19 protein-coding genes, 7 tRNA genes, 2 rRNA genes and 2 pseudogenes are annotated in these 26,478 nt (G+C 39.7%); 6 read left to right on the forward strand and 24 right to left on the reverse strand.

Annotated features, from left to right (window positions below):
* Positions 1 to 151 precede the first annotated feature (151 nt).
* Positions 152 to 577: pseudogene (locus BLT18_RS18485) on the forward strand (recombinase family protein); the annotation flags it as partial.
* Positions 578 to 693: 116 nt separating this feature from the next.
* Here the strand turns inward: BLT18_RS18485 and BLT18_RS16310 are convergent.
* From BLT18_RS16310 to BLT18_RS16320, 3 genes are all read right to left on the reverse strand, one after another.
* Positions 694 to 2,562, reverse strand: a complete 1,869-nt coding sequence (locus BLT18_RS16310) for a UvrD-helicase domain-containing protein (RefSeq protein ID WP_091276448.1) — start codon at positions 2,560 to 2,562, stop codon at positions 694 to 696.
* Positions 2,563 to 4,860 carry an AAA family ATPase gene (locus BLT18_RS16315; RefSeq protein WP_091276451.1) on the reverse strand — a complete coding sequence of 766 codons (2,298 nt, stop codon included), beginning with the start codon at positions 4,858 to 4,860 and terminating at the stop codon, positions 2,563 to 2,565.
* A 317-nt stretch (positions 4,861 to 5,177) separates the two neighbouring features.
* Complete coding sequence (locus BLT18_RS16320) at positions 5,178 to 5,741, reverse strand: hypothetical protein (protein ID WP_091276453.1); 564 nt, start codon at positions 5,739 to 5,741, stop codon at positions 5,178 to 5,180.
* Between the two features lie 247 nt (positions 5,742 to 5,988).
* Here BLT18_RS16320 and BLT18_RS16325 point away from each other — a divergent pair, with 247 nt between their 5' ends.
* Positions 5,989 to 6,570, forward strand: a complete 582-nt coding sequence (locus BLT18_RS16325) for a CBO0543 family protein (RefSeq protein ID WP_091276456.1) — start codon at positions 5,989 to 5,991, stop codon at positions 6,568 to 6,570.
* A gap of 663 nt (positions 6,571 to 7,233) precedes the next feature.
* Here the strand turns inward: BLT18_RS16325 and BLT18_RS16330 are convergent.
* The 7 genes and pseudogenes from BLT18_RS16330 to sigW all read right to left on the reverse strand — a co-directional run bounded on the left by BLT18_RS16330 (position 7,234) and on the right by sigW (position 15,863).
* Positions 7,234 to 8,435, reverse strand: a pseudogene (locus BLT18_RS16330) (ISL3 family transposase).
* Positions 8,436 to 8,736: 301 nt separating this feature from the next.
* Positions 8,737 to 10,539: a glutamine--fructose-6-phosphate transaminase (isomerizing) gene (glmS, locus tag BLT18_RS16335; protein ID WP_091276458.1), complete on the reverse strand. Its 1,803-nt coding sequence runs from the start codon at positions 10,537 to 10,539 to the stop codon at positions 8,737 to 8,739.
* 443 nt (positions 10,540 to 10,982) lie between these two features.
* The gene (glmM, locus tag BLT18_RS16340) at positions 10,983 to 12,332 is read right to left on the reverse strand and encodes a phosphoglucosamine mutase (RefSeq protein ID WP_091276460.1); all 1,350 of its coding nucleotides are present in this window, start codon (positions 12,330 to 12,332) and stop codon (positions 10,983 to 10,985) included.
* Between the two features lie 59 nt (positions 12,333 to 12,391).
* Positions 12,392 to 13,627, reverse strand: a complete 1,236-nt coding sequence (locus BLT18_RS16345; protein WP_091276462.1) for a CdaR family protein — start codon at positions 13,625 to 13,627, stop codon at positions 12,392 to 12,394.
* Entirely contained in the window at positions 13,620 to 14,441 is an 822-nt protein-coding gene (cdaA, locus tag BLT18_RS16350) for a diadenylate cyclase CdaA (protein WP_091276465.1), read from the reverse strand. Before cdaA ends, BLT18_RS16345 begins: the two co-directional genes overlap by 8 nt.
* A gap of 205 nt (positions 14,442 to 14,646) precedes the next feature.
* Positions 14,647 to 15,279, reverse strand: coding sequence for an anti-sigma factor family protein (locus tag BLT18_RS16355; protein ID WP_091276467.1), 633 nt, complete (start codon positions 15,277 to 15,279; stop codon positions 14,647 to 14,649).
* A 17-nt stretch (positions 15,280 to 15,296) separates the two neighbouring features.
* Complete coding sequence (gene sigW / locus BLT18_RS16360; RefSeq protein WP_091276470.1) at positions 15,297 to 15,863, reverse strand: RNA polymerase sigma factor SigW; 567 nt, start codon at positions 15,861 to 15,863, stop codon at positions 15,297 to 15,299.
* 193 nt (positions 15,864 to 16,056) lie between these two features.
* Here sigW and BLT18_RS16365 point away from each other — a divergent pair, with 193 nt between their 5' ends.
* Entirely contained in the window at positions 16,057 to 16,221 is a 165-nt protein-coding gene (locus tag BLT18_RS16365) for an aspartyl-phosphate phosphatase Spo0E family protein (RefSeq protein WP_139184759.1), read from the forward strand.
* A gap of 149 nt (positions 16,222 to 16,370) precedes the next feature.
* Here the strand turns inward: BLT18_RS16365 and BLT18_RS16370 are convergent.
* From BLT18_RS16370 to BLT18_RS16420, 11 genes are all read right to left on the reverse strand, one after another.
* Positions 16,371 to 16,446 (reverse strand) — tRNA-Ala (locus BLT18_RS16370).
* A gap of 17 nt (positions 16,447 to 16,463) precedes the next feature.
* Positions 16,464 to 16,537, reverse strand: a tRNA-Gly gene (locus BLT18_RS16375).
* Between the two features lie 4 nt (positions 16,538 to 16,541).
* Positions 16,542 to 16,616 (reverse strand) — tRNA-Gly (locus tag BLT18_RS16380).
* Between the two features lie 42 nt (positions 16,617 to 16,658).
* Positions 16,659 to 16,734: transfer RNA gene (locus BLT18_RS16385), tRNA-Lys, on the reverse strand.
* A gap of 71 nt (positions 16,735 to 16,805) precedes the next feature.
* Positions 16,806 to 16,891: transfer RNA gene (locus tag BLT18_RS16390), tRNA-Tyr, on the reverse strand.
* Between the two features lie 79 nt (positions 16,892 to 16,970).
* Positions 16,971 to 17,045, reverse strand: a tRNA-Glu gene (locus tag BLT18_RS16395).
* Positions 17,046 to 17,143: 98 nt separating this feature from the next.
* Positions 17,144 to 18,355 carry a D-alanine--D-alanine ligase family protein gene (locus BLT18_RS16400; protein ID WP_091276474.1) on the reverse strand — a complete coding sequence of 404 codons (1,212 nt, stop codon included), beginning with the start codon at positions 18,353 to 18,355 and terminating at the stop codon, positions 17,144 to 17,146.
* A 24-nt stretch (positions 18,356 to 18,379) separates the two neighbouring features.
* On the reverse strand, positions 18,380 to 19,969 hold the full coding sequence (locus tag BLT18_RS16405) for a UDP-N-acetylmuramoyl-tripeptide--D-alanyl-D-alanine ligase (RefSeq protein ID WP_091276476.1): 1,590 nt from the start codon (positions 19,967 to 19,969) through the stop codon (positions 18,380 to 18,382).
* Positions 19,966 to 20,742 (reverse strand): alpha/beta fold hydrolase, encoded by a 777-nt coding sequence (locus tag BLT18_RS16410; protein ID WP_091276478.1) that lies wholly within the window; start codon positions 20,740 to 20,742, stop codon positions 19,966 to 19,968. Before BLT18_RS16410 ends, BLT18_RS16405 begins: the two co-directional genes overlap by 4 nt.
* Before the next feature lie 318 nt (positions 20,743 to 21,060).
* The gene (locus BLT18_RS16415; protein ID WP_091276480.1) at positions 21,061 to 21,867 is read right to left on the reverse strand and encodes a M15 family metallopeptidase; all 807 of its coding nucleotides are present in this window, start codon (positions 21,865 to 21,867) and stop codon (positions 21,061 to 21,063) included.
* 130 nt (positions 21,868 to 21,997) lie between these two features.
* Positions 21,998 to 22,828: an MBL fold metallo-hydrolase gene (locus BLT18_RS16420; protein ID WP_175487576.1), complete on the reverse strand. Its 831-nt coding sequence runs from the start codon at positions 22,826 to 22,828 to the stop codon at positions 21,998 to 22,000.
* Between the two features lie 145 nt (positions 22,829 to 22,973).
* Between BLT18_RS16420 and BLT18_RS16425 the strand changes: the two genes are divergently transcribed.
* The 3 genes from BLT18_RS16425 to BLT18_RS16435 all read left to right on the forward strand — a co-directional run bounded on the left by BLT18_RS16425 (position 22,974) and on the right by BLT18_RS16435 (position 25,848).
* A complete protein-coding gene (locus tag BLT18_RS16425) occupies positions 22,974 to 23,816 on the forward strand; it encodes a thermonuclease family protein (RefSeq protein ID WP_245705304.1) in 843 nt (280 codons plus the stop codon).
* 114 nt (positions 23,817 to 23,930) lie between these two features.
* Positions 23,931 to 24,929: an acyltransferase family protein gene (locus tag BLT18_RS16430; protein WP_091276484.1), complete on the forward strand. Its 999-nt coding sequence runs from the start codon at positions 23,931 to 23,933 to the stop codon at positions 24,927 to 24,929.
* 616 nt (positions 24,930 to 25,545) lie between these two features.
* Positions 25,546 to 25,848: a helix-turn-helix domain-containing protein gene (locus BLT18_RS16435; protein WP_091276485.1), complete on the forward strand. Its 303-nt coding sequence runs from the start codon at positions 25,546 to 25,548 to the stop codon at positions 25,846 to 25,848.
* A 202-nt stretch (positions 25,849 to 26,050) separates the two neighbouring features.
* Here BLT18_RS16435 and BLT18_RS16440 read toward each other — a convergent pair.
* The 3 genes from BLT18_RS16440 to BLT18_RS16450 form a co-directional block, all read right to left on the reverse strand.
* Positions 26,051 to 26,126 (reverse strand) — tRNA-Thr (locus BLT18_RS16440).
* 14 nt (positions 26,127 to 26,140) lie between these two features.
* Positions 26,141 to 26,257: ribosomal RNA gene (gene rrf, locus BLT18_RS16445) — 5S ribosomal RNA — on the reverse strand.
* A gap of 102 nt (positions 26,258 to 26,359) precedes the next feature.
* Positions 26,360 to 26,478, reverse strand: a 23S ribosomal RNA gene (locus BLT18_RS16450); the annotation flags it as partial.

Raw genomic sequence — 26,478 nt, forward strand, 5'->3', positions numbered from 1 at the left:
CTGCCTTGCCAAGCAAGACCCTTTCCTGCCCTATTGCCTTTTATCTTGTCCACCGAGGCTCCATGTCAAGTCTCCACAATGTGGATTAATATACCGTTATTTGTATAATTAGGATTGCCATTACCTACAAAAAACGATTGCCAAATACAGCCCTGCGTTCAACGAAATGCTCAAGTATCTCCGTGAAGGAGATACTATCGTCGTTTACAAACTCGATCGGATTGGTCGAAGTACAAAGCATTTGGTGGACTTAATTAATGAATTTCAGGAAAAAGGGATCAACTTTGTCTCCATTAATGAAAACATCGATACGACAACGGCAATGGGAAAACTCGTCTTCACGATTTTCAGTGGGTTAGCTTAATTTGAACGGGATATTATCTCAGAACGTACAAAGTCAGGATTGGATGCAGCAAGAGCACGTGGAAGAAAAGGCGGTAGACCAAAAAAAGACCAATCCAAGCTGGAATTGGCCTTTAAGATGTATGATAGTAAGGAATATAGTATTCAGGAGATATTGGACGCTGCAGGGATAAGCAGGGCTACTTTTTACCGGTATCTGTCAAAGAGAAAATGATTTTTAACACAAACTTCAAAACATAAAAGAAAAAGTATACTAACACTCTAGATTATAATTTACACTTACAGAATCTTTAATAGAATCTTTATCTGCGAAAGTTTCTCAAAAAAATTTTACTCTATATAAATGATTTCACTTTCATTAAACCAACCTTCTGATACTAAATGTTGTTTTATTAACTTTGGCTCTTTTGAGTAGGCAATTATAGCTAAGCTGTCTTGCGCTCGACTACAAGTAACATAAAATAATCGTTTTGTACGTTCAATAGTCGAATCTCTACCTTCTTGTTCATTTTTAACATCTGTTGGGGATTTTTCTTTTACTCCAAATAACTTGTCATAGCTAAACATAAAACCACGTGCATCTTCATCATCGATAATAACCATTACCCTAGGATATTCAAGGCCTTTAACTCCTTGGTGAGTTTCAAACTTCGCATCCCCTTTTATATAGGTATTGTAGGCTTTTATTTGACTAAAAGGTATATTTAAAACAGAAATCCAAGCATTTAAATCTTTCTCAATTACCCTATCCTCTCCAACGTAGCTAGTATCTCCTTCTTTTATTATTGAACTAATTTTATCAGGAATGATAAACAAACTAGATTCTTGCACGGACTTAATAATCTCTTGTAAATTTGGATCTGAGTTGTTATCCCATAAATGAAGCAACTCTTGAACAGCTTTCCTTGCGTGAGTAATACGATTTAACTGAGAATTTGCATCTTTCTTCAATGTATCTATATTTAAAAGTGGTGAGTATTTATTAACTATTCTAGAGATCAGATAATTGTCCCCTTGTTTATGAGCCTCTACAATAGGAAGTATCTTTTCTGTAAAAACATTCAACTCAGCTAAATTCCCATTTAAAAGCCCGTCTTTTAGACCATCTATACTATATAGGGTTTCAAACAGATCAGAAAACCCTAACCTTTTAGCTGCCATATGATGTTCAAGAATCAAGGATTTATAATCAGAGGATTGTACATCCCAAGAAGAATCTTGAGTTATTCTTGCCATACACGTAGAAACCTTTTTTTCAATGACCTCTTTATCTTTATCGTTTGGACAAACAAAAAGCCTGACTGTTCCCTGAACATTTGATTCACCTGGCTCTTGATTATGGTTATCTACATCCTTTCTGATCTTGTTAATTAATTTTATAACTCTTTGAGGACAACGATGGTTTATTGTTTTTTCTGGTTTAACCCAATCATTAGGAAGATTATGCCCAAGATCATGTTTACCATCGCTGTAAATTCGTTGCATTGTATCACCATATAACCCTAATGCGAAATTATTTTTATGGTTAACTTGTACTTCAAATAGGGCGTTCATTAGGTGCTTATTTGTATCTTGACTCTCATCAATTAATAGGATGGGATACTTATTGATTAATACAGTCTGCATTAGGGGTTTGTGTGTTAAAAAATATTCTCCTATTTGTATGACTTCCGAGTGATTTAATGAATTAAAATTTCTATTATCACCATCAGGGCTGTAATTAAAACGATTAATGTGTTTAAGTTTCTTTAGTCTGCTGTTTTTTCCATATAATTCCTTCTGGAGTTTTTCCACATTTTTAGTTCGCCCATTTTGTAGTTTTGTAGTTAATTCTGCAATTTTTCTACTTAATACTTCAGTTAACCAATTTTTTATATCCAATTGAAATGGTCTTATAAGCTCCCAAATAAAACTATGAATAGTCGAAACAAAAAACAAGGGGTCATACTGAAGCCTTTTGTCAATTTCATCACGTGCAGCGTTAGTGTAAGTAATAATCCCTACTTTATGGCCATGAATTCTAAAACTTTTCCCATACTTATATTTAAATTCTTCCATAACTTGAACCAAAGATCTTGTTTTACCTGAGCCAGCACCTGCAAATAAAAAAAAACTATTCAGCTTATTTGGATTCAAGCAGTCTAATATTTGGCTATTGACTAAACGCTCATGTTCCTGAATGGTTAATCTAGGTGTCACTTAAGCCAACACCTCCCTATCTTTATATTGCATAGTATTTTCAGTCCGGTTTGAAACTTTTTGTTCTAACCATTGCAACCCTTCATATATGTAAGTAGGGGTTTTAATATCCAAAAACTGTTTTGAATATATTAAATCTAAGGCAAATTCAGCTTTCTTTGGATTGCCTCTTAACGAATTAAAGAATTGCTCACTTAATAGCTCTGGCTTACTAATTGAATCTAAGCCCACATATTCAATAGCTTCTGCAAATTTTTTTATTAAACCATTTCCTTCTAAGCCCTGAAATAAATCTAAGTTTTCGAATGCTAACGCGTCTTCAAATGTTGTCGCTAGAGCCTTTGCCTCTCCAACACCCTTGATAGGAGTTTGGTAGGCCACTCTTATTGATTGATTCTTATCATCAATACATTTTTTAGGACTATCTAGATCCAATAATGAGTCTATTTTTTCAATTTTTGGCAACCAATTTTTTAAAGTATAGTTATCTGTTATGTAGTTTTTATTTTTTTCTGGAAATACTGCCTTTCCGCTGCGCGGTTCTATACAATCTAAATCAGTAATTATTAAGCAATGAATTCCTAAAGCTTCTATTAATGCTTTCAAACGGTGAGCATGACTTCCACCAATTTCTAATATTGAAATATAGCTCGAAAAAAGATTACTAAAATCACTCTCTATAAATTGAGGCAATAGCATTCTCTCTGCTGGACCTTCAACAAGTATCACAGCGTCAGCAAATAACAATTCACAATGCACAGACTTAATATAGCGTGTCACAAATCTTTTGGTTTCTGTTTGATCTCCAAATACATTAGACAAGTTCACTACTGAAGAGGTAGGGACTGGTGATGAAGGCCTTATATTCCTTCTAAAATAACGAAGTGAAGAGAAATCAGTTTCATGTGCTATATGGCTAGAGTGAGTACTAACAACCATTTGAGTTTTAAATTTACTTGAACTTCCCAAGGTATCATGTGACCTTAAGACATCATATGCTTTTCGAATAAATACTTGTTGAACCTGAGCATGTAAGTGCGCTTCTGGTTCCTCAATAAAAACAAGATGTAACGGAGGTATTATGTAATTGTCTTGATTGATGGTTGTTTGCTTTGATACTTTACCTACTTGCATCCAATCGTCCCTAAAACTCATTAGTTTAAATACCATTGATATAAGGTTTTGGTATCCCAAGCCATTATGACTCTCGGGCAATTTCATTGGTACACTATTATCCCCTGACTTATTATCAATCAAATCATATTGCACTGCAGATTTATGGTCTAAACTATTCATTGGCTTAACTTGAGTAGATAGTGTAATCTTTGGGCTTGAAAAGCCTGGATAACCTAATGACTCTAACTCTTGTATAGATTCTCTAAAATCAGTTTTTAATTTTTCATCAAATTCTCGTTGAGCCTTATGTATTGCTTCTAGTGCGCCGATATCTGAAGCATCAGGTAATTTTTCTGGATTTAAGTGATTATTATAATAAGCTCTTAATTGCAATGATAAAGATTGAGCTCCATGTGAAGATAATTTTCCTTCTTCAGAGTCAGACGACGATTTGTAATCAGGATCAGCAAAACCTCTTTGAGCAGAAATGTAATCAATACGAATTAAACCATTTAAAGGGTTACCAGTGAATGGTTCTATTTCACTTCCTAAAGTTTGTGGCTGTGTAGTTTCCGTGTCTAACTTCTGAGGGTCAAGCGTATATGATCTTATAACAAAATACTTAAGTAAGTTCTCTTCCAAAAATCCTCGCATATCTTTTGGCGATAACTCAAAATTACTAGATTTCTCTGATTTTTGTGTTTCCCTAAGGTAAGTAACTTCTTGTACTGATTTTCTAGCAGCAATATAATCTTTGTATAAGTTCGCCAAATCTTTAGGTTCAAATCTAATTCGAACCCCAACGTTCCCACCATACCAATCTAAAGAAGGAAGAATATGTGTTATATGATGAATTTCATCTTCTTCAACTTTAAGCCAAACATCTAATGAAGGTAAAAACTCTTCCCAATCATTAATGGTTAAAGACAATTCCTTAGTATTTTCACTCGCTTTTTCCCATTGCTCTCCAATTCGGTTTATATCCACCCAGTTTGATAACGTAAAATCAGTAGTAGAAAAATTCTTTCGGTTTCCTTGGTATAAAAACTTTTTCAAAGCATCCATCGCCGACGTCTTTCCGCTATTGTTCGCTCCCACGAATATCGTTTTTTCATTTGAAAATTCTATACGACATGCCTTCAATTTTTTGAAGTTTTGGATATCAACATAACGTATTTGCATTATATCCCTCTTCCAAAATAATTTAGTTGAAAAAATGGAACTTCTATATCTACAATTTTCTAGTTCCAATTAAAAATCCCTTTAAATTTCCATTAATTACTATTATTTTGGGTGAAAATTTTTATTGGACCTTAATTTAATCCTCCTTGCAAAATAAGCAAATGACTGAACAAGTCTGTTTGAACACATGGAACCCTTTATATTACTGGGTATTCGTTTGTTCATTCAGAGTGTACTTCACATGAACAAAACAAACGTTAAAAACCCTTCAATTAATCATGTAGTCGAAGAATGTACCTAAACTCGTCATAGCAGATTTAGCAGGAACCATCATTTAATACGTTATCAATTTTATGTTTTAAATGTGCATATGTTGTTGCTTCGCATGATTTTTGAATGGTTGATAACGAAATGGATTTATGCTCAAAAAAGTGGTGATTAAGAAAATCAGTAGACAACACATAAAATTCCCAGCGAGAGACATCCAAGACATCATAATTCGTTTTATCCTGGTCTTGGTACACACAAAATACATAACAATCCGAATTTCGTTTAGAATCCTGACTCATCTCACCTGTCTTGTAATCCCATGACTTTGCTTTTGGAATATTGAAAACAATGTTTGAAAGTTGCCTTTGTTTCCATGCCTGGATATAAGCTCCCGATTTTACTTCTATCAGTTTACCGTGATATTCGAAGTCAGCTTTATCCCATTCGATTCGAGCCTCATCTGTTAATCCTAAGGCGTTACCAACTAAAAACTCAGCCAAAATCCCTCTATTTCGATTACTTAACAAGTCGGAATAGGCCCAGCGCCAAAAGTCAGACACTGAAACATTCGTTCCCTTGATTTTTTCTTCATCAGATCGTTTTAAAGGCATGTATTCACTCCTTTCATTAACCCTCTATTTTCCTACACCCTTATATTACTAATTACTAAGAACCACTCATGCGTCTTCTGCAGCTCTGACATAAAGTTTGAGCAAAAACACTTCACAAACCCACGTTTCACGTTAAGTTAAAAAAATCCAAGCTGCCTCTGTTAAATAATGAACAAATAAATCTTCATAAGCAGGCCATAATAAAAAGAACTATTCTTTTCTTGTGAGTTTAGGAGTGGGGCGGCTTATGACAAACCAACAAGGCCATCGACTAGACGAAATTCTAAGTCAGCAGGAAAATGTCGTTAGCATGTGGGTGGAATACTGGAAGGATTTCTCCACTTGGGAAACATGGCATTTTTGGGCTATTTTATTTATGTTAATTATCCCGCTTATCGTTGTGTACTTTAACGTCGACAAACGAAAAGCATTTCACATTGGATTTTATGGTTTTAACATACATGTATGGTTTGCTTACTCCGATGCGCTGGCAATGCGAACAGGACATGTTACCTATCCTTTTCAAGCATTCCCAATTGTACCCGTTCACTTTGGATTGGATGCTTCTCTCGTTCCTGTATCTTTTATGTTGTTATACCAGTGGTGTTTAAACCATAACAAAAATACGTTTCTATATGGTGTGATTTTAAGTGCTTTTTTCTCTTTTATTTTCAAGCCTTTATTGGTGGCTCTTGACTTCATGCAACTCAATAAGGGAATGAATTACTTTGGGCTTTTTTTAAACTACCTTCTCATATTAGTATTAGCAATCATTATCACCAAAGTTTTTAATCACCTTAACAAACAAGGAATCGAGAAAGAACCTTAAACGATTGAAGTCAAAAAAGCATTACACTACCTTGAGCTTGTCTAACAATTTTATAATACGTAACCCCTCGGTATAAACGATTTTTCTCTTTCTGCTAAATGAGCAGCTGCCGCGAACCCTGCAAAATCTCCGCCAACAATAGCCGCCGGTAATGATGCGCTCATAAAAAGCTCCTTATTGTATAAGCATATGCTTATTTATGCAAACAAAAAATTTGGTTCTTACATCAACTTTACCATATTTCTAAATCGTTTATACGTTATTATTGTTATAACGATTATAATAAGTATGTGGTCTTTTGGAAAAATTCGAAAGAAAAATGACTAGGACTGGGAATAGTTTTGGAATTACGCTTTTTGTCATGCGGATAAACGAACTGCTTTAGCTTCATTAATTGTTTTCTTGCAGTGGATGCAGTTAATCATAGATATACATTCGAGGAAATTGTTTTAACAATAGAGAACCATACAGAAAAACTGTAAATTCCATTCTCACATTGGCAGACTGAGAATGGATTTTTTTATTATTTTACTCAACAATTGAACTGTATAACCTTCGAGCCATGTTAAACGTATATAAATTCATTCGATTTAAAGTTATAAATAATACAAAACAGGGGTTCTAAGTCAAATGTTGGAGTGGGAGAATTATTCTCCTGCCCCTTTATCCTACCTGAATTGTCTTTTCTTTTAATTGATGATGTAATAACACACGCATTCGCAATCTGTCATATCGCTTAAATCCGAATGCATTCCGTTTTATAGCTTTCGTTTGGTTGTTAAGCCCCTCAATTGGTCCATTGGTATAACCGAAAGTAAAACTATTAAGGATTTCAACCTCCCAGTTTTTGAACGTTTCAATTGCTTTCACAAACTCCTTCATTCCTGATTTTTCAACTAGATGATAGAAGTTGTAAATGGCTTGCTTTACTAATAAACCTTCATTGGAACCAATCTGTTTTGCCTCATCAAACCAAGAACGGAAGGCTTCCTTTAGTTTATAAGCACTCCTCAATTCACTTGAGAAATCTAAATACCTTTCCAAATACCACCGCTGCTTTTCTGTTAATTCTTCATGACGTTTATTAAAAACATGCTTCATGCGCTTACGCTTTTTTCGGTCACACTCATGAAAGTCTTTTTGAACTCTTCTTCGTACACGATCTAATGCCCAATAAATATAGCGGCAGAAGTGGAAACGATCCGCAATAATTACAGGGCTGCCAAGGGCTTTTTCAACAGATGGCTTAAATGAATAACTCATATCCATGACTACCATTTTTACATGGGCACCTTTTTTCGTAGATAGGCTTTAACTGTTTTAACCGAACAATCTAGAAGGATATCCAGTGGCTCTCCTGTCTTTCCATCCGCTATAATGACCTGGTATTTCCCTTTGTTTGTGTCCACCTTATATTCGTCAATCGCAATCACTTCTGGTAATTCCTCCACTTCCTTAAACATCGGAGTGGAGATAAAATCGAATCGTCTTATTACGGTGGCTGGAGATGTACGAAACTGTCTAGCTGTATCTTTGAAGTTCTTACCCTGAATGACACGGAGTCCCAGGGCCTGATTCCATTCCACAGTACGACGCTGATATCTTTCTACCGTATTCGTCTTTTCAGGAAACCTCTTTCCATAGGAACACTTATAGCGTCTCTTTCTATAAAACAAGTATGTGTTTCTTTCAAACATCTTTAAATGTTGGTTTTTCTGAATTCCATAGTCATGAACACCCTTCATTGTCCCCTCACAACGGGGACAACGATGTGTTTTACGTTCCATCTCTACGTGGATATGGAACGAATCTGCCGCTACTTCTGTTTTTGTTACAGTCAATTCTTCTAATCCAGGGAAATTCATGATAAATGCATATGCACGCAGTTGCAATCCTTTTCTTGTTTCTGGACAATTCAAGTATAAAGGATACTGGAGCTTGCGTGTTTTTTTATGCCCCATTTTCTAAACAAATATTGTAGAGCCTATATTTTAGAGCCTTTTCTTTTCGTCACAAAAACACCCCTTTAGACAATCACATCCAAAGGGGTAAGGCTTCGCAACGTCTTTATAAATATCGCAACTTGGTTTTTAAGCGTCGCGTCTTTTTTGTGAACGGTACGACTTTATTTGTAATCCACAATTCAAACGATCCTCTTTATATTACTTATTCTACCGTTACGCTTTTGGCTAGGTTTCTCGGTTTATCTACGTCACATCCCCGATGCAGGGCTGCGTAATAGGCAATAAGCTGCAGGGGAACGACGGAAACAATCGGAGTCATTCGTTCATGAATGTCCGGCATTACAATATGGTCGCCTTCTTCTTTTGTTCGATCCGTGCTGACAATGCAAGCGTTGGCGCCGCGCGCTTCCACTTCCTGCACGTTCCCGCGAATATTAAGGTTAATGTGTTCTTGTGTAATAACTGCGATAACAGGCGTGCCTTTTTCAATTAACGCAATCGTGCCGTGTTTTAACTCGCCGCCGGCAAAACCTTCTGCTTGAATATAGGAGATCTCTTTTAGTTTTAAGGCGCCTTCTTGCACCACATGATAATCGAGTGCGCGTCCGATGAAAAAGCAGTTGCGTGTGCCGGACATGTAGTCTTTTGCGATTTGTTCCATCGTTTCTTTTTGATCACAGAGACTTTCCATCGCGTTTGCAGCCAGCCCTAACTCTTGCATCGCGTCAAAGTCTGTATCGATTCCTTGAGCTTTCGCACTGTCCATCGCAAGAATAGATAGGACAGCCATTTGTGCGGTATATGCTTTCGTGGAAGCAACCGCGATTTCCGGGCCTGCATAGGTGTGCAGCGTGAAATCTGCTTCACGAGCGAGCGTGGATCCCGGTACATTCGTAATCGTTAATGATTTGTACCCTTGTTTTTTCACATTTACTAATACACCGCGGCAGTCAGCTGTTTCACCGCTTTGTGAAATAAAGATAAAGAGCGGTTTTTTAGAAAGTATCGGTTCATTGTAAAGAAACTCACTAGCGATGTGTACTTCCACTGGTTTTTCAGCGACTTTTTCCATCAGCTCTTTTCCTACAAGACCTGCGTGGTAACTCGTTCCTGCGGCGATAATATACAGACGGTCTGCATCATTAATCGCCTGGCGGATGTCTTTATCAAGCTTAATGTTCCCATCGCTGTTTTGATACTTTTGAATAATATTGCGGATAACAAAAGGCTGTTCATCAATCTCTTTCAGCATAAAGTGATTGTACGTGCCTTTTTCTGTATCACTCTCATCGATGTCCGTTGTAAATGAAGCACGTTCCACCTTGTCTCCATCCAATGTTTTTATTTGTACTTGATTTTTCTTCACAATGACGATTTCCTGGTCCATAATCTCCACAAATTCTTTGGTTATGTGAAGCATCGCCATGGCATCTGATGCCACAACATTTGCCTGCGCTCCCATACCAGCAAGAAGCGGACTTTTGTTTTTCCCGACGTAAATCGTATCACGATCATTATTATCTACCAGTGCAATCGCATAAGAGCCGTGCAGCAAAGAAAGCGTGTGGCGAAATGCTTCTTCTGTGCTCATTCCTTTGTCAGCAAACAACTGTACTAACTGTACAATCACTTCTGTATCGGTCTCACTTTGCAAATTCACTTCTTGAAGATATTCACGCTGAAGCTGTCGATAATTTTCGATTACTCCGTTATGAACCAATGTGAAACGTCTTGATGTACTTTGATGTGGATGTGCATTTTCTGTACTTGGCGCTCCATGGGTTGCCCAGCGTGTATGTCCAATACCGGTTGTTCCCTTTGTATTGTCGGGTATCGTTTCTTCTAACTGAGCAATACGCCCTTTTTCTTTAAACACGTCCGTACCATTTTCATGAACAAGAGCGATACCGGCTGAATCGTAACCTCGATACTCTAGTTTATGCAATCCTTTAATAAGAATATCTTTTGCGGTTTCATTTCCTATATATCCAACAATTCCACACATACTGCATGACCTCCTGCGCGGGGCCATGGCATGCTGCGGGGCACACCATGCCCCGCTCTTATCTTTATTGTTTAAAACGCTGCTGTCCTTACGCCATGATGCAGACTTTTGTTCATGAAGTCGCCTTCATGGTTTAAGGCTGCATTTTCGGTTGTGACGTGCAACCGGGAGGCATCCGCCGATTTCTCGATGAACCTCCTCCTCGTCAACTGCTCCTATGCTTCGTCCGTAAAAGAGCAGTCCAGGCGCTTTTCGTTATGATATTGTTCCGATCCTCCTTTTCTATACTTAGAATCTTGATACATCTTACTATATGCATGTTTCTGATTCAATTGATGTTGCTGTTTTGTAAAAAAACAGTACCCTCTGTCACTTCTGTGTAAACATCTATGTTACAAATTATGCACAGCCTGCTCCTGTCGTGCAGGCTGTGCTCGTTATTTTTATGAATCTTCGCTCCCCATGTGCTGCCTTACCGATGCTGCAATCTCCTGCACATATTTGTCGCATAAATCTTCGGTTTCCGCTTCTACCATAACGCGCACAAGCGGCTCCGTACCAGAAGGACGTACTAATACCCGGCCTTCACCATCCATTTTTTCCTCTACTTTATCAATGACTTCCTTTACCGATGGATTCACGGCTACCTCGTGTTTATTTGTCACTCGCACATTTTCAAGTTTTTGCGGATACTTTTCCATTTCGCCTGCAAGCTCTGACAATGGTTTGCCCGAAGCTTTCATAATATCCACTAATTGCAATGCCGTAAGCATCCCATCGCCTGTTTTGACATGATCTAAAAAGATAATATGCCCTGACTGTTCACCGCCAAGACTATAACCGCCAGCACGCATCTCTTCCATAACGTACCGGTCGCCAACTGCTGTTTTTTTCGAGGAAATCCCCTCTTTTTCCAGAGCTTTATATAAACCTAAATTACTCATCACTGTCGTCACCACAGTGTTATGGGCAAGCATTGCTTCTTGTTTGAGGTATTTGGCACAGATATACATAATCTTATCGCCATCTACATACTGTCCTTTTTCGTCTACTGCAATGAGGCGGTCGGCATCACCGTCAAACGCTAAGCCCACGTCAGCACTTTGCTCTTTTACAAATGCCGCTAATGCCTCTGGATGAGTAGAACCCACGCCATCATTGATATTCGTGCCGTCGGGGGTATTTCCTATCGTAGAAATGTCAGCGTCCAAATCAGCAAACAGATGAGGAGCTAACGATGAAGCTGCCCCGTGTGCACAGTCGAGTGCAATGTGAAGTCCGGAAAAGTCTTCGTGGACAGTTTGTTTTAGAAATTGCAAGTACTTTTGTCCGCCCTCAAAATAATCATTCACTACGCCAACTTGTTTTCCCGTTGGCCGTGGCAGATCATCCTCTCCATCCATCAATGCTTCTATTTCTGCTTCTTGGGATTCCGAGAGCTTAAATCCATCAGAACCAAAGAATTTAATACCGTTATCTTCAAGCGGGTTATGTGATGCAGAAATCATAATACCGGCTTGGGCACTTACTGCTTTTGTCAGATAAGAAACTCCCGGTGTAGAAATAATGCCTAAACGCATAACCTCTACTCCAATAGACAGCAATCCAGAGATCAAGGCCCCTTCCAGCATTTCTCCTGAAATACGTGTATCCCGTCCAATCAGAATTTTTGGCTGGTCTGCGTCTTTTGTGAGAAGGTATCCTCCAGCACGACCAAGCCGGAAAGCTAATTCGGGGGTCAATTCTGAGTTGGCAATTCCACGTACCCCGTCCGTTCCAAAATACTTACCCATACTCCATCTCTCCTTCAGCTCAACAAGAGTTACCGACTATAAAACACTTGTTTTAACATTTATTGGGACTGGTTTACTTCTAGTTCATCAACAGCAGGCTGCACGACAACATTAGCTGGTCCCTCGGCTTCCACCGGTAAGGTATAAGTGCTGCCATCATCCTCTCTGCCTTCCCAATCTGCAGTGAGGGTAATGTCTTCTGCTGTGATGGTTTCTATTACTTGTGTGACACCGGATATCGTAACGTTTGTCCTTCCTGTTTCTGGGGAAATGACATCATAAGAAACATCTTCCGGTACATTTTCTACACTTATGGGGACTTGACCTAACGCTGTTTCTTCTGTTTCACCAACATCTACTTCCACCTCAACGGTTTCAGGCTGTACTCTCTCCACTCCTTCTGGCGGAACAATATCTACTTCAAATGTATCATCTTCTTCGATCTGTGATATATCAATCGTTGCTTCTACAGCGTTGATGTCTTCAATCACCTCTAATGGGCCGAAGATTGTTACCTCGGCGGGGTTTATATTAAGCGACTCCACGGAAAGTCCATCAGGCAATGAATGTTCCCTTGATAATTGAACCGAAACATCGCGAAATGGACTAATAACCGGCACTTCAACATCAACCGATTCTGGTTCTATTTCAACATCTACTTCATTTCCATTCTGGTCATAAGCAACGACTTCTGATTCTGATGTTACACGTCCATCGGCGCCTTCTACATCAACAAACGCCTTTACTGTTTCAATTTTTTCATGGGTCGATGGGGGTGCTTTTAGCGTAACCTCAGACGGAGACACTTTGGCACCGCCTAATGTATAACCATCCTCCGCTTGGTCTCTGTTGAGCAAATCTGCTTCTACCTCATATGAAACGCTTTCGAGCTTTTCTTTTTCCACACTAATAAAGCGAGGCGTAACGGAGACATCCAGATCTGCTGGAAAATCTCGATATTCTACACGAACATTATGCACACCGGCTTCTCTTCCATTTACATCAACAAACACCTCATAAGAAGGCCTGGATAATTGAAACAGTAAAATGGACGTTTGTGTTCCAGTTAATTCCACGTCAACGGTTTCCTGCATAGCCACGACATCATAAGCTTCTTCATCATAATACGCTTGCACTTCCACATCATTTATAACGTGGGTGCTTTCGTCATTGTTATCTGGCAGAACACCAGGCTGGTTGCTCATATTATTCATGTTTATCATTAGATAAAGCATAATAGCAATGCACAGGGAGACGAATTTGACAAACCAGTGGTTGTTAAAAAACTTATCCATTTTTTTTGCCTCCCCAATGCCACAGCCCTGAGGTATGCTTTTCCTGGCTCATTAGCTCTCGTTCAAGCATCGCAAACAATGTGTCTTCATCGAGATCTCTATGTAAATCTCCGTTTTTCGTTGCCGATATACTTCCCGTCTCTTCTGACACCACAATCGTTAAACAATCGGTGACTTCACTGATACCAAGAGCAGCCCGGTGGCGAGTTCCTAATTCTTTAGAAATAAACGGATTTTCAGAAAGAGGCAGATAACACGCAGCTGCTGCAATTTCTTGATTCCGCATAATAACGGCTCCATCATGAAGCGGTGTGTTTGGTATGAATGTGTTGATAAGAAGTTCCGATGTAATTGTTGCATTCATCGGAATACCTGTCTCAACATAATCATTCATACCTGTTTCTTTTTCAATCGAAATTAATGCACCAATACGGCGTTTCGCCATATATTTCACCGATTTCATAATCGCTTCTACCGTTTTCATGGTGTTTTCTTCCTCTGGTGTGGCAGAACGGCCAAATAACCTTCCACGGCCGAGCTGTTCCAACCCGCGCCTTAATTCAGGCTGGAAGATAATAATAATAGCCAAAAGCCCGTATGTAACAGCTTGTGACATAATATATTGCAGCGTACGCAGGCCAAAGAAACTGCTTAAAAACCAAACGGCTAATATGACAGTTATTCCTTTCACCAGCTGTACCGCGCGAGTACCACGAATAACCGTAATTAATTTATAAACAACGTAGGCAACCAATGTAATATCTACAACTGCGCCTAACACATTAAGAAATTGAAAGTCTTCTCCAGGCAACATCACTCTTCCTCCAGTTACTCTTCAAACAAGAAAACAATATCATTATTATAGCATATATTATTTTCCATTCGTTCGTGAGCACTTAATCTCCATAAATGTCTTCATGCAGCGTGTATCTAAGCAGCAGACATTATTTTATAAGTCGACAAGAACGACCTTTTTGTTACACTTTTCCCTTTATACAGCATAAATAACCGGAAATTTTTCATTCGTCTTCTTGCTCCAAAGAAAAAACATCATTAGCGATGCGCTTTGTATGATACCATATCCACTCCAGTGCCTGGTCCACCTCTTCAATTTCACCGGCAACTCTTCCTGCGGATGCTAAATACTGTTCACCATTAATTACCGTCAAATCCCCTGTTACTTCTCCTTTTACTTCAACATGTCCATTCCGCACGTAAAGATCTCCTTCAACCGTTTTCCCTTCCGGCACAATAACCGTTCCCGTCTCATGATCTATCTCAACGTTTTGGCTTCCTGCCACTGTCAGTACTTCATCAGACTGTTCCATCCATGAGAAAAAGAGACTGGCAGCCATTAACACAGTAAAAATAGAAGCTGCTGTAAAAACAGGATGCTGCCGCATCCACTTTTTCCACCATTTTGTTTTCTTTTTTGCCGGCAGATTCTTCAAGACACCTTCTGTAAACTCAAACGGTGCTTCAATATGAGAAGCGCTTTGTACAAACATCACTGATTTCTTTAACTCTTTGTAGTGAATGGCACACTCCTCACAAGTATCAAGGTGTTGATACAGCTCATCACGCTCTGTTTCCGTCATATCCCCATCCAAATACTGGTGCAGTTTATATTCATAATCTTTATGACAAGCCATGATTTTGTCCTCCCTCCCTACGCATCTTTCAGCCGCTTGCGCAAGGCTTCTCGGCCCCTATGTATATGCGTTTTCACCGTATTTTCCGGCAGATCTAAAATGTTACTGATTTGTTGAATATTCAAGTCTTCAATATAACGTAAAATAATGGCGGAACGATACTTCGGCGGCAAGGAGACAATCGCTTTTTGAACCCACTCTTGCATTTCCAAGGTCACTACCTGATCTTCCGGCAGTTGGTCTGTTGCTGCTATTTGAGCATACCCTGTTAAGCCATCTGTTCCTTTTATTTCTTCATCTAACGAATAATCGGGCTTTCTTTTACGCAGACGGTCAATACAAAGGTTGGTCGTAATACGAAAAAGCCATGTTGAAAATTTCCTGTTTTCGTCATAACGATCAATATTTGCATAGGCCCTTAAGAATGATTCCTGCGCCATATCCTGGGCTTCATAATGATTCCCGGTCATTCGATAAGCAATTTGGAACACTTTATCTTTATATAAATCCACTAATTCTGCAAAAGCTTTTTCGTCTCCATCTTTTTTTATTTCTTTTATTAGACGTTTTACTACGGCATCCATATTTCCAACCTCCACCCTAAAAACGGGTATCTATTTTACGTTTCTGCCTAGTCACTCGTTTCACTTTTTATAAAACAGCACATATCCCACTGTACATCCAATTTTTCTTAAAAATATGTACAATGCTAGTTTCAAATCTTCGGAAATGGGTAAAATGAACATAAACGTCAGCCGCTGGAGGTGAAACACCTTGTTGGAGCAGTCATTACTGCGTGAAATTGAAGACAAACGCGAAGAATTAAACAATATCGCCTGGAAAAAGCCTTTGCTTTCTGAGGAAGTAGTGACTCTCAGTAAAGAACTTGACCAACTGCTGAACCGGTACGACCATAGCATCCAATCGAAAAAAGCACAGTAACCACCTTTAAGCCAACGTTTTTGATACGAACGTATACAATATATTTTTATTATATACAACATCAATAAATGATGAAATACTGTTTGCATATTACTCTTTTAAAGCATAAAAAAACACAGTTGCCATAACTGTGTACGAAATAGATATATTGGTGGAGCCTAGCGGGATCGAACCGCTGACCTCCTGCGTGCAAAGCAGGCGCTCTCCCAGCTGAGCTAAGGCCCCAGCATCATGTATGTAAATGGAGCGGGTGATGGGAATCGAACCCACGACATCAGCTTGGAAGGCTGAGGTTTTACCACTAAACTACACCCGCATCTTGGAGCGGAAGACGGGATTCGAACCCGCGACCCCTACCTTGGCAAGGTAGTGTTCTACCACTGAACTACTTCCGCGTCCGTTTATAATGAAGCGTATGTAAAACATTCTAAAAACAATGGTGAGCCATGGAGGATTCGAACCTCCGACCCTCTGATTAAAAGTCAGATGCTCTGCCATCTGAGCTAATGGCTCGTCCTATAAAAGACTTTTTAATAACTTATTTTATTGTACACTAGTTTGTCCGTTCCTTCAAATTTTAAACATGGTGGAGGGGGACGGACTCGAACCGCCGAACCCAGAGGGAGCAGATTTACAGTCTGCCGCGTTTGGCCAACTTCGCTACCCCTCCACTTTTAATGAAGGCACCGTTCCATTTAAACAAACGTGCTATCGTTTGTCAACACGTTATGTACAAAATGATTAAATAATGGTGACCCGTAGGGGATTCGAACCCCTGTTACCGCCGTGAAAGGGCGGTGTCTTAACCACTTGACCAACGGGCCACATATGCAGCAAAGAGTTTTCCTCTCTTTTGCTGACATATGACATTATATCCTATCATGTCATTATAATGCAAGGACTTTTTATATTTTTTTCTTTTTTATGAGGAAGACGGGTGGTTATTTTTTGAACCACCTTTTACTCCTTCTGCACTCTGCAGCGAAAATAAATTGGAATCAATGGAAAATGTCAATCTGTCACGCTCGCGTTTTCGCTTTAACGCAAGCTGGATAAGCTGGCTCGTCAATGTTTGATAGTCTTTGCCAGCAGGGTCCCATAAGTAAAAAGACAAAGAGCCTGGAATCGTATTGATTTCATTTACATACACTTGGTTTGTCATTTCGTCAATTAAAAAGTCAATACGTGATACACCGCTGCACCCTAAAAGCTGAAACGTATCTTTCGCCAGCTCCTGTACTTCTTTGGTCATATTATCATCCAGCGGTGCTGGAATAACACGGTCCGTACTTTCCATTCCTTTTGCAGCATCCCCGTCTTTACCGCCGCCTTGATATTTATCTTGATAACTTAAAATTTCCTCCGATTTCAGTACCTCTTCAATGACAGAAGCTTCGACCTCTTCATAATCGCCAACGACCGAACAGTTCACTTCTTTCATATCCGTTACCATGCGTTCAATCAAAATTTTCGAAGCAAACGACATAGCTTCTTCTACAGCATCATCAAGCTCGTCTGTATTCTCTGCTTTATTAATCCCGACACTAGATCCGAGGTTAGCCGGCTTTACAATAACAGGGTATCCCAGTTTTTCTTCCACCATTGCTTTCATATCCTCACTGTCTTCTGCCCAGTGACTGCTGTAAAACCACACGTACTCCAGCACAGGAAGACTGGAGTCTCTAAGTATTTGCTTCATTACTACCTTATCCATACCCGCTGCTGATGACATTACATCACAACCAACGTAAGGAATACCATACAATTCAAAAAGCCCTTGAAGAGCACCATCTTCACCAAACGTCCCATGCACAATCGGAAAAGCTACATCTATTTCCGCAACAGCACGCTTCCCAAATTTAGGAACTGGGTCTTTTTGCAATATCACATTTCCATTTTCCGATGCAGTCATCGACACTTTTTGTGCATGCTGTAATAATTGTTTTAAATCTTTATATGCCTCAATATCGAGCAGTTCTTCTCCCGTGTACCAATTACGGTCCTTACTGATATACACCGGCACCACTTCGTATTGGTTCTCGTCTATTGATTTAATGGCTTGAAGTGCCGATATAACCGACACCTCATGCTCAACTGATACGCCCCCAAAAAACACACCTACTCTTGTTCTCATGACAGGTTCCCCTCTCTTCCTTCCTCACTCGTTAAAAGTATCCGGTAAATCGTTTTCTAGCAGCACAACTGATTTTTTAACAGCTACTTCGTTCATTTTGTCTAAGGCATCTTGTAAATGTGCAGCAACATAAAATTGATCTTCAGGATACCCTTTTGCTGCCAGGCCGTCTTGTAAAGGCTTTGTCTGTTTTTTCCCAACGAGAATAACAAAATCACATACGTCCGCTGCGTGCTCAGCAAGTGCCTTGTTTAACTCATATTCTTTCTCGCCTAGTTCAATCATACCAGGAGTAACGAGTATTTTTTGTTCCGGCATTTGCCCTAACACTTCTAAAGCCATTCGTGAGCCGACAGGGTTAGAATTGAAGCTGTCATCTATGATGGTAATATTTCCTGTTGTCTTTTTGAGTTCCAATCGATGCTCAACAGGCTGCACATTTTTTATGGCTCTGGCAATTTTCTCTAAAGAGATGCCTTTTTCTGCTCCCATGGCAATAGCTGCCAAAATATTATAGATGTTATGGCGTCCAAGCAGTTTCGTTTCGATGTCTACAGCGGAACCATCATATTTGTATACGGTAAAGTGTGAGCCTTTTGACGAATAACGAATATCAGCTGCACGGTAATGAAGGTCAGATGCTGCGATACCATAGTAAATCGTGCGGCACTTATTTCTTTGCGGATAAGACATGATGTTCTGGTCATCTTTATTTAAAAATGCTGTTCCTTCATGCGGAAGCGTCTCAATTAACTCAAATTTCGTCTGTTTAATGTTTTCCAATGTCTTAAACGTTTCTAAGTGTTGTTCACCAATCGCAGTGAGAATACCATATTTTTGATGAACGAGTTCGCAGATTTCCTGAATGTCATTTTCTTGCTTGGCCCCCATCTCAGCAATGAAAATATCATGATAGGGCTTGAGCATCGAGCGAACCGTCCGAGTAACACCCATTTTCGTATTATAACTCTCAGGCGTCATCAATACGTTAAATTCTGATGACAGTACCGTTTCTAAAATATGCTTGGTACTTGTTTTCCCATAGCTCCCGGTAATGCCTACTACCTCAAGGTTAGGCATTGATTTGATAACTTTTTCTGCGTCATGAAAGTAGTATTGGTTAATTTGATTTTCTATCGGCCAGTTAATAAAGTTTGCCGCCATCGTGATTAAATAAGAAAGAATAGTCGAAACAATGGTGAACAGCACAACCCAGAGCAATGTTGCTTCTTCTCCTGTTCCAAGCAGCAAACCGACTCCAGTGATGACCACATACAAAACAGTAATGGTCACAAATAAGCGCTTCACTCTTGCTGTAATCACCAGTTTCTTTTTTTCTTGTTCTTCTGTCATCGTATACGCTTGAATCCCAAACAGAAGCACACCTAAAAGCAGTGCCCAAAACGCACTGCCAAAAATGAATGGAACGAGTGCAATGAGTAATAAATAATTTCGCTTTAAAAAGGTCCGGTCGGTATTGGCTGAAATCCAACGCCAGAACCGTTCGTTTCGATATGCATTTAATTGCAGCATGTGCGTACTTCTTTTAATTAACCTGGCCGTGTAATAGCCCCAGGCAGCTAAATACAATATAACAAACAAGGTAATAATCATGGCTTTTGCCCCTCCTTATCCTTTTGCAGGAAAGAATCGAGCACCAAAAGAAACTGATTCAACTTATCTAAATACGAATAGTGACCGGCGTTTTCCAACACAACAAGCCCCGCATCCGGAAGTAATTCTTCCATCAGCTTTGCATCAGCTACTGGTGTCGCTTCATCATTTTCTCCCCACACAAGCAGTGTAGAAGCTTTTATATGAGACAGGTGGTGACGTAAGTCTTCGTTTACTACTTTCACCATCGTCTGCTGCATCGTACCCGAAACATTTTTATAGTCTGCAGATCCTACTTTTCCTTTTACTTTTGTTAGAATATCTTCTTCATACCGCTTAATAAGCGGCAGTTTGAGCAATTTTTTGATGGTTTTGTACGTATATACCTTCATATAGTACTTTAATGAACGTTTGGGTTTGATACCTGCGCTGTCTACTAGCACCACTTTGTGAACAGGATGAGATGACGCATATTTGATCGACACCCTGCCACCAAATGAGTGCCCTATTAATATTGGATCTTGAATATCTAACTGTTTTAAGAAGGCAGCCAGCATATTTGTGTAATCTCCCACCGACCAAGGCCTGGGAGGCTCTTCGCTTTCCCCAAAACCAGGAAAGTCTATCGACCAAACTTTAAAGTGCTTTTCCAGTGATTGGTGAACAGGTGCAAAAGCTTGGATATTAGCACCCCAGCCATGCAAAAGCACAACATTGGCTCCTTCACCAGATACATGGTAATTTACCTTTACACCGTCTATTTCGATGTTCACAACTTGAACGCTCCTATTCTTTTCATTCTTCTAGAATTATGTACATGACATCTAACGTGTATATTACACAACAATACCACTTTATCTTATCATATCTGAAACGATACGAGAATTATCACTTTTGTCCCTTTTCGTATGGTTTTAACAGCAGTTTTGTAAAAATAACTATTTGTTTCTTCCTGCACTAACAAATTACTATACCACTCATGTATATGTACAAAACACAAGAAAATACACATAGATGACCGCAAGTTAACGTTTTTTATTTATCACATTACAAAAAGAGCTGCCCCTCGTTATAACAAGAGGCAGTTCTTTTCAGCCACCCACTCCGTAATATTCCTCTAACGTTATTTCTTCTTCATGAATGACCTGAGCTGCTTCTTTGCCCACGTAACGAAGATGCCATGGCTCATACTGATATCCAGTAATGTCTGTTTTCCCTTCTGGATAGCGGATAATAAAACCAAAACGATAAGCGTTGGTCTTCAGCCATTTACCTTCCGGCGTTTCTCCAAAAGCATCTGTCAAAGCCAGATCATTCGATGGGGAACTAACATCCATTGCCAAACCGCTTTGATGTTCACTTTGACCAGGTTTCGCACTATATTGATTTGCTGCTGCTTCTCCATCTTCTCTCACGTTCGCGGCAAAAATGGCTTCTTGCCGCTCATATGAACGAAACCCCGAAACCGCATATAATGAAAGTCCTTCTTCTGCTGCTTTCGCAAATAACTCCTCCAAAGGTGCAGCTGCCACTTCACGAATTTGTTTTTTCGGGTGATTCTCTTCAAATGGGAACGCAACATCAGGAACGACTAAATCCTCCGGTGTGTAATCAGCCGGTAACAGATACTCTCTATTTACTAATGCTTTTACATCGCCGGGATGAACAAGAACCCCTTCTTCATTCAATGCAGGAGGAGGTGCAAGAGCACTATTTTCATCTGTGTTTTCTTCTTGACGTTCTGCTTGTTCATCCGTTTGAGGGGTATCTCCGCCGACAGGTTCCACTTCTGCACTCTCATTGGTTTGTTCTTGCTGTGGCGCCTCTGTACTGCCTGCGGAGCAAGCGGAAACAACACAAAGACAAACAGCACACCACACGGCCGTTTTTGCTCTCATCTATCTATTCCTTCTTTCTTCTGTTGCTTTCTGTGAAGCTTTTTTATCACCCATGCCAATGACATCGCTGACTCGTCCATGCCATGCTGTCATGTGATACATGAGTGAATACAAAATAAACATCTATCCATCACGAGCTCGAGGTGTTTTCCTCCTGTCTTATCTGCTGCAAGTTGGCTTCATGCATATCCTCTAAATACCTTGAAAACAAAAAGCTGTCAACAAATGCCTGCAGCACCTTATAAGAATCAGAGCCAGTCACTTCTTTACGGCAAGCTTCTATATACCATTTTGAATCTTCTATCCGATCTTTTATTTCTTCCTGGTCTGTTGTGGCTTTTCCATGTCCTGGAATAAGCAGTGAAATGCGCCGTTCCCTTACAGACTCCTCCAGCTTTTCAAGCGTTTGTTCGTATGCCTTACTATGATGTTCTATAAATGGAAACTCCACATCACTCAAATAATCGCCAGCAATTAAGATACCTAAGTCTTGAATAACAGCAAACACTCCATCTGCTTGATGTCCCGGAGCCAGGTAAAAGGAAATGTCCGTATCACCAGCGCGAACAGTTTGGTTATCAAAATCAATAATTGTATCAATTTGCGGATATTCAATTAGGTACGGCCGTTGTATATAATATTGATCGTCAAATTGCAAGATTTCTTGAATAACTTCCTGTTTATCTGTTTTCTCAACAAACCCTCTTGATGCTATGGTCACAGCCTCAGGAAATGCGTTATATCCAAGAATATGGTCAAAGTCTGAGTGAGTAAAAAGCAAATATTTCTCCTGTCCGTTGTCTATGCTTTGGACGTGCTGTTGAATAGCATGAATCTCATCTGGCAGCCACGTAGGGTCGACAATAAGAATCATTTCTTTCGTAGCAACGACTGTGGACGTCGTCTGCAGCAGCACACTTTCAAATACGGTTACATTGTTATCTTGATATTGAACAGACATTGTAACACCCCTTTTCATCTCACACAATCATTGTATGCTTACATTCTAGTACGCCTTTATTTATTCCTTCCAGTTATTTATGGAAACCTTGCCAGTTGAAACACAATCTATTACGATGTCTACAAGGAGGGGGGGGGAAAAGACAGTGCTTCCATTGCTTGAAGTGTCTATGAAAACGCAAAAATCCCGGACCACCCGTCTAGTTTACATTTTCTTCCTTTTATTGTTCCTCACGCTGTCTGCATGCTCTCAAGATACTGCTCCTGTTGACACCAAGCAATCACAGCAAACAGTTGATACACATACAGAGACAGAAGAATCACCCGATGGCAGCGATATACAAACGATAGAAGCAACTGTTACAGAAGTTGTAGACGGTGACACCATCAAAGTCCAAATGAACGGAAACGAAGAAACCGTTCGATTACTGCTTGTTGATACTCCGGAAACTGTTCACCCTAATAAACCGAAACAGCCATACGGTGAGCAGGCGAGCCAATTTGCAAAAAAGCACTTGCCAACTGGGGAGAACGTCACCATCGAAATAGATACAACGATTCGTGATCATTATGATCGCTTTCTAGCGTACATCTGGATACAGGATAACATGTTCAATGAAATGCTGTTAGCAGAAGGGCTTGCTCGTGTTGCTTATGTTATCGAACCGAATACGCGTTATGTGGAACACTTTCGTCAAGTTGAACAACAAGCCAAAGAACAGCAGAAAGGTATATGGAGTCACCATGGTTATGTAACAGATGATGGTTTCCATCCTGACGCCGTGACAAACCCGACAAACGAAGCTAACAAAAACGCTGATACTGCGGTGAGCTGTGATGAACCAGCTATTAAAGGCAACCACAGTTCAAGTGGTGACCTTATCTACCATAAACCAGGGCAGCAGCACTATGAGCAAACGAAAGCCGAAGAAATGTTTTGTACAGAACAAGAAGCACAGGACGCAGGCTATCGGCCATCCCAGCGATAACTATTTTTGATATTTACTCATGTTTCACCACAGTTTTACACAGCCGCAATGGTTGCGGCTCTTCTTTTTGTCTGCCTATACTAATCTAAGAGTTTCCATAGGCAGGTGAAAAAAATGCCCTCTGATGCAGCAACAACCAAACAGCGCGATTACTTTTTTGACAATGCTAAATTTGTGTTAATTGTTCTTGTTGTATTCAGCCATGCTATTACGCCGCTCATCGCATGGCATCAATTCAGCCGCGGCTTATATTTACTATTATTCAGCTTTCATATGCCATTGTTCTTGTTTATTTCAGGGTATTTTGCCAAAAAGGCTGTCGCCCAAAAACAGTGGATAAAGCCGCTGCAAAAACTGCTGGTTCCCTATATTATATTTCAAGTGATTTATTCGTTTTTTTATTTCGATGTAGAGAATCAATCATTTCACATTCCGATTTTTGAACCGCATTGGTCTCTGTGGTTTTTGCTCACCTTGTTTTCTTATTATTTAATCATTCATTTATTTAAATTCAGCCCATACATGATAATTGCAGCTATTGTTCTCGGTGTTTTAATTGGGTATGGTGATCCATTCTCCTGGTTCAGCCTATCTCGAACGATTGTCTTTCTTCCCTTTTTCCTAGCTGGTTATTTTTTAAAAAGGGAACATTTCACATTTTTATTTCATGCACGAATGAAAATTCTCGGCGCCGCTATTCTGATTGGTATCTTCGCTATCTTTTATGTTTACGCCTACGACATTCCATATGAACTTTTTTATGGAAACACATCGTACAACGAGATGGGCGTTAACAACGTAATGGGCACTATTTACAGGCTGTTGGCTTATGTTGTAACATTTCTTGTGTCGATCGCCTTTTTAACTTTTATACCGCAAGATAAGCGCACCATATCCCAGTATGCAAAAAACACGTTGTATGTATATTTACTGCATGGATTTCTTTTCCGTTATTTGCGTGAAACTGAGGTTTATGAAGGCATTAATACTGTATTTGAAGTGTTTTTAATCGCTTGCTTTTGTGTTGCTTTTTCTATCTTCCTCTCATCTGCTTTCGTCCGAAAAGCAGCCCAGCCTCTTATCGAACCATTTACCTTTTTTAAAAACAAATAGATCCCTGCTTCTGTAAAAACATACCAGCACTATTAATATGATAGAAGCGAAAAACCCAACTTCATCCGAGCAGAAGTTGGGTTTTATATTTAGGTTCTATAAAAACGGCGATTATGTTTATTTTAATATATACATTGGCCAACAAATATCATGGATATAATGAGCAGCATGACCCAGCTGGTCTCGCATAGATAATCTTCCTGTTCAGTTTCAGAAAAGGAACGTTGTGTTTACAGCAAACATCCGCCATTCGACGGGCATAAAGAAAATAATAGAAGGAAAGATGCATTATGTAACAACGAACAAAAAACACAGCAGTCCGTCACCTTTCATCATTATCACTTTATAGAGAATAAAGTTCTATTATTTTAGAAATAAGTATTTACAACTAAATCTTTCGTATTATCATAGTAGTAGATAATGCCAGCTTGTACTGCTTTATTTATCTGCCTTATAAATTGTATGAAGCCAAAAGCTCTTAAGTCATCTGCGAGATAAGGTGTTTCGCTGCACAAAAAAGCGATGCTGCTCCCCTTATTTTTGGACTGCGTCGTGTACAGGACAGAAAAGAGAGTCTTTTCGCCGAAAATGATAAAAAAGGAAAAGGAATGATAATATGATTGGTGAAAATATAGCTTATTACCGAGCAGTCAATGGCTGGTCCTTGACAGCACTAGCCAGCAGCAGCGGAGTATCTCAATCCCTCTTGCAAAAAATTGAAAATAACAATCATCCATACCCTGCAGTCCACACATTAGAAAAACTGGCACAAACCTTACAAATTCCTTTACACACAATATTGGCAACTAACTCAAATTCTACCCTGTCCCACGAGCTGGAAGAGGCTTGGCTCAACGTCGTTGAATCTGCCATGTCGAAAGAACAGTCTAATTACATTACACCACATAAATCTCCATAGGTATTCTCACATCATGCATATAAAGGTGAGACAAATATAGAAAGAAAATATAAGCACCACAAAAAGGGCTAACCAGCGATTCAATTACATCTCATCAAATCTACAGGTTAGCCCTTTCCTTGGTATCTAATGTTATCCGTATTAAAATACCAAAAAACGCGGCTTCCAAATAATAGTCACCGCGTTACAATAATCGTAATCATGGAGCTTCCTAGCGGGCTCGAACCGCTGACCTCATCCTTACCATGGATGCGCTCTGCCGACTGAGCTAAGGAAGCATATATAATAATAGGCCTGGCAGCGTCCTACTTTCACAAAGGGTTTCCCCTTCATTATCATCGGCGCAAAAGAGCTTAACTTCCGTGTTCGGCATGGGAACGGGTGGAACCTCTTTGCTATCGCCACCAGGCTTGGGTACAGGACATGCATCCTGTTCTTTATATAGATGGGATTGCTCCCTCAAAACTGCATAACGAATGCGAAGAGCCTCTTCGAGGCGCTTTCCTTTGTGTTGGATAAGCCCTCGACCGATTAGTATCTGTCAGCTCCACGTGTCACCACGCTTCCACCTCAGACCTATCAACCTTGTCATCTGCAAGGGGTCTTACTAGCTTGGCGCTATGGGAAATC

It is taken from the genome of Alteribacillus persepolensis (genome assembly GCF_900099605.1).
Lineage (GTDB): Bacteria > Bacillota > Bacilli > Bacillales > Marinococcaceae > Alteribacillus > Alteribacillus persepolensis.